We start from the raw sequence: 2,099 nt of genomic DNA on the forward strand, positions 1-2,099 counted from the left end.
TCTGTCGGGCGGGCGTAGACGTCGACCATCGCGCCGTTGCGGAGCACCGTCACGGCCAGGTCGGTGCCGATCACCTCGGCGAACAGCTTCTTCTGGATGCCCTGCGCGTCGTGGACCTGCTCGCGGGCCACGGTGAGCACCAGGTCGCCCTTGCGGAGGCCGGCCTGGTCGGCCGGGCCGCCGCCGACCACCTCGATCACCCGCAGGCCGGCCCGCTGGCCGGTGCGCTCGGCGACGTCGTCCGGCAGCGGCGCTGGCACGCCCACCACGCCCAGGTACGCGCGGCGCACCCGGCCCTCGACCATCAGCGTGTCGATGATCCGCCGGGTCGTCGTGTTGATCGGCACCGCGAGGCCGAGGCCGAAGCCCGCCACCGCCGTGTTGATCCCGACCACCCGCGCCGCCGAGTCGGCCAGCGCGCCGCCGGAGTTGCCGGGGTTCAGCGCGGCGTCGGTCTGGATGACGTCCTCGATCACGCGCGCCGCCTGGCCCTGGCGCACCGGCAGCGACCGGCCCAGGGCGCTCACCACGCCGGCGGTGACCGACCCGGACAGGCCCAGCGGGCTGCCGACGGCGACCACGAGCTGGCCGACCACCAGCTTGTCGGCGTCGCCGAGGTTGGCCGGGGCCGGCCAGTCGGCGGCCGCGCGGACGACCGCCAGGTCCGACAGCGGGTCGACGCCGGTGACCTCGAAGGTGGTCTCGGTGCCGTCGGAGAACGTGGCCGTGCCACGCTTGCCGCCGCCGACCACGTGGGCGTTCGTCAGCAGGTGGCCGGCCTCGGTGAACACCACCGCCGAGCCGCTCCCGCGCCGCAGCGTCACGCTCGCGACGTGCGGCGTGAGCGACCTGGCGACCTCGCTGACCGTACGGGAGTAGGCGTCCAGCTCGTCCGACACGACCATCACCGCCCACCAGGATTACACCGTTGCGCTCACTACAAGTGTGCGCCGGCCGGCGTTCATTCCCCGTTCGCCAGGAGCGAAGTCACTCGCTCGGCTCACGCTCCACGGCCGGGTCCCACGAGAGGCCGGGCCTGCCCCAGTCGTTGCGCTTGAGCATGCGCTTGGACTCCTTGGCGTACCGGCCGACGAGCCGGTTCAGGTACAGCAGGCCGTCGAGGTGGTCGGTCTCGTGCTGCAGGCAGCGCGCGAAGTAGCCGGTGCCCTCGACCTCGATCGTGGCGCCGTCGAGGTCCTGCCCGGTGACCTTCGCCCACGCCGCGCGGCCGGTGGGGAACGACTCGCCCGGCACCGACAGGCAGCCCTCGAGGTCGTCGTCCGGGTCCGGCATGGTTTCCGGCCGCCCGGAGGTCTCCAGCTCGGGGTTGACCACGACACCGCGGTGCTGGACGCCCTCGTCGTCGGGGCAGTCGTAGACGAAGACCCGAAGGTCGACGCCGACCTGGTTGGCGGCGAGCCCGACCCCGTCGGCCGCCTCCATCGTGTCGAACATGTCCACCACCAGGGTGCGAAGTTCGTCATCGAACTCCGTCACCGGGCGGGTGGGTGTATGCAGCACGGGGTCGCCGATGATGCGAATGGGACGGACGGCCATGCGCGCGACCCTATCGGGTGCCTCCCACTCTCAGTTACGGGTGCGTCGGAGCCGGACCCTGTCGGCGGTCCGTGGTCTAATACCCCCCGAATCACAAGGATGTTGTTTAGGTAACTGTGCTCGGTCCCCGATCCGTCGAGGTGCGTTAATGGATTCCGTCGAGGTACTACCGGACCGCCGGGCCCCCAGTGACGAACTGGCCCGGCGGGAACACGAAATCCTCGCTTTCGAGGCTCAGTGGTGGAAGTACGCGGGTGCCAAGGAACAGGCGATCCGTGAGCTTTTCGACATGTCAGCTACCCGCTACTACCAGGTGCTCAACGCGCTGATCGACAAGCCTGCCGCGATGGCCGCCGACCCGATGCTGGTGAAGCGGTTGCGCCGGCTGCGCGCGAGTCGGCAGCGGACCCGGGCGGCTCGTCGGTTCGGAGTTGACGCGCGCTGAACTTCGCGCGTGGCCAGTGAACCGACATCACGAGCGACCGGGAGGTCGAGATGACCGAACCCAGCCTGCCGGGAGGCGGCCCATCCCCATTGCGTAT

General features: G+C 70.7%; 3 protein-coding genes. 1 reads left to right on the plus strand and 2 read right to left on the minus strand.

Annotated elements, in window-relative coordinates; all coding sequences use genetic code 11:
• Positions 1-899: S1C family serine protease (locus VGD70_RS30505; protein WP_414638098.1), on the minus strand; the 899-nt coding region annotated here is incomplete at its 3' end.
• Positions 900-987: 88 nt separating this feature from the next.
• Positions 988-1,557, minus strand: a complete 570-nt coding sequence (locus VGD70_RS30510) for a peptide deformylase (RefSeq protein ID WP_331087455.1) — start codon at positions 1,555-1,557, stop codon at positions 988-990.
• 148 nt (positions 1,558-1,705) lie between these two features.
• Here VGD70_RS30510 and VGD70_RS30515 point away from each other — a divergent pair, with 148 nt between their 5' ends.
• Positions 1,706-2,002: a DUF3263 domain-containing protein gene (locus VGD70_RS30515; protein WP_331087457.1), complete on the plus strand. Its 297-nt coding sequence runs from the start codon at positions 1,706-1,708 to the stop codon at positions 2,000-2,002.
• The last annotated feature ends 97 nt before the right edge of the window (positions 2,003-2,099 follow it).

Source organism: Actinophytocola sp., from assembly GCF_036402745.1.
In the GTDB taxonomy this organism is placed as follows: domain Bacteria; phylum Actinomycetota; class Actinomycetes; order Mycobacteriales; family Pseudonocardiaceae; genus Actinophytocola.

Coding starts and splice junctions, on each gene's coding strand:
- VGD70_RS30510 (WP_331087455.1), bottom strand. CDS start 1,557: ATGGCCGTCCGTCCCATTCGCATCATCGGCGACCCCGTGCTGCATACA.
- VGD70_RS30515 (WP_331087457.1), top strand. CDS start 1,706: ATGGATTCCGTCGAGGTACTACCGGACCGCCGGGCCCCCAGTGACGAA.